This is a genomic window from Tamlana sp. 2_MG-2023 (assembly GCF_030548465.1).
Taxonomy (GTDB): domain Bacteria; phylum Bacteroidota; class Bacteroidia; order Flavobacteriales; family Flavobacteriaceae; genus Pseudotamlana.
In genome coordinates this window covers 47,523-54,480 of record NZ_JAUOSF010000015.1, presented here as the reverse complement: position 1 = coordinate 54,480, position 6,958 = coordinate 47,523, and the positions used below count along the sequence as shown (strand labels likewise).

The following is a 6,958-nucleotide window of genomic DNA, read 5'->3' as shown; positions in this document are numbered from 1 at the left end:
TCTCATAATACTGTTCAAATTTAAAAATTATTATTCTACTTTTAAACAGTTCGATTTTAGGGGAAGCTTACACTATCCAGGTAATCGGCGCAATCATTGTACGAAACTTCTCCGCAAAGTCTTTACCTAGTTTTATTTTACTACTCCCATCAATCTCACATTCTACATATAATCCAAATTCACTCTTTTGATTTTGATATGCGGTACTGATATGTTTTGAAGTTGCCGTGTCTCTTTTTCGCTTTATATTACCCGACATATCATTAGCTCCAGATAATTGATGATACTCCATCTCAGTTGGAGTCTGTTTGTAATATAAAAGTTCTTTGATGTTGTAGTTGAAATCAACTGTCCATTTCATCTTTGGGTATACAGCAACTTTTGCCATCTGATTGGGGTATCTACAAGAACAGATTGGTGCAAAATAAGATTGGTGTATCGGTTCACCTACTGCAATTTTGTATAAATATCGAACTACTCAAATATTCTTTAAAGCTTCCATAAACTGATGAGTTTTTAAATAATCAGTCTGATTAGGATAACAACAAGTTCCAACATATATCGAATAGAGTTGGTTCATTATGAATTCTTAAGAAACTATGTTATTGAATAAAAAAAGCCAATATCATTAGTAATATTCCAAAACTAACAATAGCAAGAGGGAAATATGTTCTTTCCCATTTGTGATCTACTAATATATCATAACCATCAACCGTTTTTAAGTAAATTATATTAATATGCTCATTTAATCTTTCATTATTTCTAGATGAATCCAATTCTTGAATAATTTCTTTACCTGATTTATCTATAAAAGCTACTATTGGCATATAATTAAAATATGAATCAGAATTTTTTTCTTCTACAATAAATTCCTCATTAAATCCTATAATTAGTGCTTTTTCTGATATTTCTTTCTTTCTAAAATCATAACTTTTTTTCAAAATTTGAATACCAAATATTAAGAAACAAGAACCGAGGGTTATTAAAACTCTAATACCTATGAGGTAATCCAGAATATTAGATGTAATTATTATTGTTCTGGATAATGTTTATTTCCTAATAATCTCAAAAGTATCACTACCGATTGGCTTGTGGAGTTTTAGGTTGTAACTATAGTAATTTGTTTCTGTCTCAGCTATTACTCCGTTGTTTTTAAATTCACCGATACGTTCTAGGGATACAATTTTTCCGTAAGCATATACCTTTACAGAATAATCTTGTTCATTTATTTCCCAAATATTACCAGTGCATTTACTTTTGATATCTTCTTTATGTTCTTCTGAATAAAAATATGATTGATCATAGTCATAGGTGGATATTGATAATTCTTGGTTTCGTTTTTCAGTAAGCTTAATGAACTTATCGGCATCTCCTTTATTGAGTGTAGTTCTTAAATCTTTATAAAAACTAAATACATCTTTTTTTAATTCTTCTCTATCCAATTCTGATAAATCTTGACTTTTACCCCATCCGTCTAATGTGTAAGGCAAGTCTTTTATATCCAAATCGAATTCCTGTTCCCAAAACGGTAATGATCTGGGAGGTGGCACAACTTCTAATTCGCTATTTCCGTAATCAATTTCTCCTTCATAACCCAAAGGATCATCAGAATTTTTAATAAAGCGCACAAAAAAAATATTCCATTTAGCATCTTTATTATGATATACATCGCCAGGATGTAATAAGCTGTCTTTTGCTGATTCTAATGGTAAATAGCGTATTTTTAGTTTATGTGTACCATTCCTTAATAAATAAGGATTGAGTTCTAGAGTAGCATTCATACCACTTTCGTAAAATCTACCGAATCCTGGTAATGGAATATCATCTATATATATTTCATAGGGTGTTTTTGCGTTGATATGAATAGCATAAGTAATTTGCTTTTCCTTAGGGATATGTTTAATATCTTTCATGGTATTGATACTTGTGGATTTTTTTTTTGTGGTTTGTGCACAGCTTGTAAATATTGAGAAAATAAATATTAATTGTAATAATTTCATAAAATAGTAAATTTTACAGGTTTTCCTGGGGCAATTAGATTTTTGACAGCGTCTGGAACTCTTCTTGGAGTATCCGTTGGTTTTTTTTCTTTAGTACCTAAATTATCAGATGATGATTTAGCATTCAAACTTATCCATATTTTTACATCTAATCCTTTAAAAGTAAACTCCATAGGTAGTTTGTTATTTCGTTTGTCAAGTGTAATTTGTAAATCCATATTGGCTTCTCCTCTTATTGCAGCATCGGTATCTGCACTTGCGATACCTTGTAAATTGACATCCACGTTCACACCTGCTTCTAACCATACTTTTATCGGCAGGTTGGCATTTACTTCTCCACCTCCCCAACCATCTACAGAATGATAATTAACACCACTTACATCCACTTTCAGATCCACTTTCGCTGCCAAATCTAAGTAATAATCTATTTTAATAGCTCCTAAAGTTAAATAATCTACCCGTTTGACTACCTTACTAATCTTATCTAATGCCTGTCCAATTGGACCAATAAACTGTGCGAAAAATAGTAGATCCAGTTTACCTTCGATGCTAAACAAAGGATTGGCAGCAAACTTAGCTTCGTACATAGCTGCTATAGTATTTACATCACATCCACTTTGTTTATAAGAGCCGTATATCCCACCACTAAATGACGGTCGACTAACATCTATTCTAAAAGGAAACCCTTTGTTTTTACGTTGTTTGTAACGCTTAGACATATTTTTACCTAAAACCCCTTTAGAACTTGCTGCTATTCCATTCGCTACAGAATTTTCTTTTTCTTCTGTTTCATCTGCAAATGTTATTTTTCTAAATATCTCATAGGCTTTTAGAAAAAAATTAATTGCATTGATAAGAGGAAATCCATTACCTGAGTTAAAATCAATTTTTTTTCCATTATACTTAAATCCTGCTTCGAACTCCAATTTATAGGAGTTATCTCTTGTCTTTTTTTTAGTAGACCGATACTTACCTACTTTTTTTTGGTTTTGATTTTTTTCTGTAGTAATTACCCTGTATTTATAATTGGGAGTTTGATATACGTGATATGGGTTTTCAGCTTTATAATTAAAATTAATCCACCATTCTATATCAGGAAAAACATTTACTATTGCTCTCTGGTTCGGATATCTACAGGTACTTATAGGTACAAAGTATTGTTGTGCCAATTGGTCTGATAGCTTAAAGTATCTTACTATCCAAGCGATATCGATAAGGTCATTAGTCCATTCTCCCACAGTATTACCTAACCATTGTTGTGCAGTCGTATCAAAAGTTTTATTATACAAATATCCAACCTCTAGCTCTACACTATTATCCTTATGAGTATATTGTAATTGCTGCCCTATTATATCTAAGGTTTCTGAACCCGAAGTTTCCAGTGATCCTTTAGGATACAGTACATATGCTTTTTCCATAGAAAAAACATCTTCTATAGAATTATGCTTAAAATCGTCTTCTTTTTTGTGTTTTACTTTTTTGCGTTCTAACCTACCTTTTCTTGCTTTGTGTGCAGTAGTGATACCATAGCACTCTGGTTGCTTCAAACCTTCGTCCTGATAGTCCTGTATGGCTAAACCAACTGCGGTGATGGTAACTTTCTCTTTTTTCTCTCCTGCTACAATTCCAAACGCGAGATTGGTATGATCGACCACAGTAGGAGTTGTTTTGTTTTCGTCAAAAAGTACAAAAGGTTGTTTTCTACTTTTGTGACTGATCTCGATTTTGGAAAATTTACACGGTTCAGTGTTTTTTGAACTATATTCTACATCACCGACTACGACAAGCATATTATTTTTATGGGCTTCGTATTTGTCAAGAATAACATCCATCGTATCGTATTTGACATTAAAAGAAACTTGCTGTTCTTTAAGAACCTTTCCTTTAGTTGTGTCAAACTCTTCTACAATGGTTTTCTTATACTTTTTAGCGTGCGCTTTTCCTTTGCTGGTGTCTCTTCCTAAATATTTGGCCCACCCAGAATTACTCACCGCTTCATCTTCTGAAGTATATATTATACCTATGGTATCTAAATTGGGGGCTACACTTTTAAATTTATTTGTGAATTTGAGATACTTGTGGTTATTTCTAGGATTTTCATTAGCTGTTATTAAATAGTCATCATTAATATCATCAACCTCTTCTCCTGTAAATGTATCTTCATTAAAAAAGATTGTGGTTTTTATTTTAGCGTAGTACGTTTTTAAAGTATCTTTTTCATGACTAGTATTATCTCGCCAATCTTCTGCGATTACAAAATCAAGTTCTGTCATCGTATTTATAGAAAATTTATCTGGATGATATTTCTGAAAATATTTTAATGGTTCTTTTGTTGCTTTATTACCATCTGTATCCCAAATATCAACTTCAAATAATGCAAAATTGTGATATCCTACTGTATAATCAGGAAGCATATGTCCTAAAACATAAAGCTTAATGGTGTTTTTATAGGTGTAAACATTGCTAGTTCCAGATTCTCCGGGGTATTTAAACTCATCCTTATACCTGGCAAAATAAGCTGATAAAATCTTAGGTGTATCGACCGTTGCTATATAATTTCCTCTGTCTAAAGTGGGAAAATCAATAAAAGGCTCAAAATAATAAATGGTTCCTTCTGTTAAGTCTTTTTGGGAAGTTTTAGTTTTAATAGCATTAGCAAAAACATATTGTTTTCCTATTCCAAACTTATCAATGGATTCTGTAGCATTCTTAGATTTCCATTCACCCCATTTGTCATATACCTGACCAGATACCATTTCCTTAGCTTTATCCAAAAATTCCGTTGCAATCCATATCCATTTTACGGGGTGATTATCAACAGTAGTTTTTGATACACCCAATTTTTTATTTTCACCTACTTTAATTACCGATACCCTAGAATTAGATCCGATCTCTATTTCATTCACTCCATCGGTATCGACAATAATTGGAAGGTTTTTATTATCTACCATATGTACTTTTTTATTTCAATATACACCCTTTAATTGCTGTTTTTTTTCATGACTAGTGATTTGAAAACCACTGTTGTATCCGTTTTTATTACTCTTCCATTATAGAATTTACTAACTAAAGTATCCGAATAATTTTCTTTCCTTAGTAAAAATTGAAGTAAATGTTTTTGATCTGGAGTACCATTTTTTTTTGTTTGCTTCAATATAAAATATCCTGAATCATCACTATATGTTTCAATAACATCTTTTTTGCCATCCCACGTTAGAACTTCAACGTTTTCTAGAGAAATGCCATCATTATCTTTAATATAGCCTTTAATATTCGGGCGACTAATGTGTGTCGAACAGCTTATAAAGAAACTTGTAGCTAATAATAAAATCAAAAATTTATTCATCTATCCAATTTTAAGCTTATTTAACCATAATAATCCGAGCACATCTTTATCGGATGCAATTACATTTTTTTTATAATTATGTCCAACAGAGTTTTGATAGTATTTCATCAAATCAATTTCTCCTGATGTAGGATGGCTTTTTTGAAAACGCAACGGTCTTTGAGTAAGAATTGTTGATGATCCTTTATGACTTTTCGAGTGGTCATGACCACCGCATGCGAGTAAAACTTCATGTCCTATTTCGTGAGCTCCAGTTTCTTTAAATTCTTCATTAGCATAATTTTTACTTTCATATAACCAGCCATTCGAATATTCTAAATATCCAATATTATAAAATAGTATTCTGGAAAGCTCCCAATTTCTTGATCTTCCAGGAGGCTTGTTTGTTATAAATATTATCTTCGGTGTTTTAATGGAGTTCTGGGGTTGGTTGATAGCTTTAAGTGTCACCTGATATTTTTCACCGTTTATAGTAACAAATTTCCCTTCTGGATGCTTACTATTTCTACTCCAGTGATATTGTAAACCATGCAAGGTTAATTTTTTCAGATCATTATAACTCACAATTTGACTATTTAGTGGTTGCTTATTAAAGTGTTTTATTCTGCTTTGTGGAACTTTTTCACTCTTATTAAGACCTTTAGCTCCTCCGTCTTTCAGGTGTACTCTAAGGGTTACTTGTATCTCTTTTATGTTACGTTGGATGTTTAGGTCAACCCAATCTACTTCATCAGATTTTACTTCTTTAATGGAAATAATATCAAACTCTTCTATTCCTTTATACCAAACAGTTACCTGGGCTTCTAGACTAGCATTTTTTAAAAATTCTGTGTTTAAGTTATCCCAATTGTCAAAACCATCCCATTGCCATTTGTGATCTCCAATAGTCATCATATTTGGATCAGATATTTCTTCTTTAAAATATGATTTCCCGTTATCAAGGATTTGAACGACCATTTTATCTGCTAGGTTTTCTTTAATACTTATTGTAAAATTTAATTTATCATTCTCTACAGTACCTTGATAATCTTTAATGCCTAATGGTACAAATGTATCTTTGTTTAGGGTTATTTCAACTGCGATAGTTTCTTCTTTTTGTTTCTTTTGATCACTATCATCGTCTACATAAACAGCATCGTACGGAGAAGGTTGGTCTATCTCCTTTGCATTAATGGGTAGCACCTGACTAAGCAATTCCTGATCTGCATTTTCTGCATTTTGTGCCGATGCTGCTGCGGTTTGGCCATGGAATGTAATCTCTACACAAGGGGAGCCTCCAAATGAACAGGTTGCCTTAGAATCTTCGAGTAAAGGATAGCCCTGATTTGCTTTTAGCTGAGTTTTCTGAAAAGCACCATCCCATTTAGTGATATTTGGCATGCAGGGTTTAAAACTGCTACCTGTTGGTTGCATTTTACATTGTCCAAAGGTTTTTGCCTGAAATGGCATGCCTAATTCTTTATCAGTTGCAATTAGTTTTTGGCTTCCTGCGCTATCATTTATATAATTTTTCTGCTGACTAAGAACTGTTATAGTGTCTGGCACATCCCCAAACTGACACTTACAAATTGCTCCATGACAAACTATTTTTTTTTGACTCATAATTTATCTT

Annotated in this window: 6 protein-coding genes; all 6 read right to left on the bottom strand. The window is 32.3% G+C overall.

The annotated features are described in order from the left end of the window. Positions 1-67: 67 nt before the first annotated feature. On the bottom strand, positions 68-388 hold the full coding sequence (locus tag Q4566_RS15770; protein ID WP_303423292.1) for a hypothetical protein: 321 nt from the start codon (positions 386-388) through the stop codon (positions 68-70). Between the two features lie 214 nt (positions 389-602). Then, the gene (locus tag Q4566_RS15765; RefSeq protein WP_303423290.1) at positions 603-941 is read right to left on the bottom strand and encodes a hypothetical protein; all 339 of its coding nucleotides are present in this window, start codon (positions 939-941) and stop codon (positions 603-605) included. Positions 942-1,049: 108 nt separating this feature from the next. Continuing rightward, positions 1,050-2,000 carry a hypothetical protein gene (locus tag Q4566_RS15760; RefSeq protein WP_303423288.1) on the bottom strand — a complete coding sequence of 317 codons (951 nt, stop codon included), beginning with the start codon at positions 1,998-2,000 and terminating at the stop codon, positions 1,050-1,052. Then, positions 1,997-4,951, bottom strand: a complete 2,955-nt coding sequence (locus tag Q4566_RS15755; protein ID WP_303423287.1) for a hypothetical protein — start codon at positions 4,949-4,951, stop codon at positions 1,997-1,999. Before Q4566_RS15755 ends, Q4566_RS15760 begins: the two co-directional genes overlap by 4 nt. Before the next feature lie 29 nt (positions 4,952-4,980). Further along, positions 4,981-5,346, bottom strand: a complete 366-nt coding sequence (locus tag Q4566_RS15750) for a hypothetical protein (RefSeq protein WP_303423286.1) — start codon at positions 5,344-5,346, stop codon at positions 4,981-4,983. After that, entirely contained in the window at positions 5,347-6,948 is a 1,602-nt protein-coding gene (locus tag Q4566_RS15745; RefSeq protein ID WP_303423284.1) for a DUF4280 domain-containing protein, read from the bottom strand. Between the last annotated feature and the right edge of the window lie 10 nt (positions 6,949-6,958).

What these genes read in the sequence shown, in the direction of transcription:
- Q4566_RS15745 (WP_303423284.1), bottom strand. Translation starts at nt 6,948, where the DNA reads ATGAGTCAAAAAAAAATAGTTTGTCATGGAGCAATTTGTAAGTGTCAG.
- Q4566_RS15770 (WP_303423292.1), bottom strand. Translation starts at nt 388, where the DNA reads ATGGCAAAAGTTGCTGTATACCCAAAGATGAAATGGACAGTTGATTTC.
- Q4566_RS15750 (WP_303423286.1), bottom strand. Translation starts at nt 5,346, where the DNA reads ATGAATAAATTTTTGATTTTATTATTAGCTACAAGTTTCTTTATAAGC.
- Q4566_RS15760 (WP_303423288.1), bottom strand. Translation starts at nt 2,000, where the DNA reads ATGAAATTATTACAATTAATATTTATTTTCTCAATATTTACAAGCTGT.
- Q4566_RS15755 (WP_303423287.1), bottom strand. Translation starts at nt 4,951, where the DNA reads ATGGTAGATAATAAAAACCTTCCAATTATTGTCGATACCGATGGAGTG.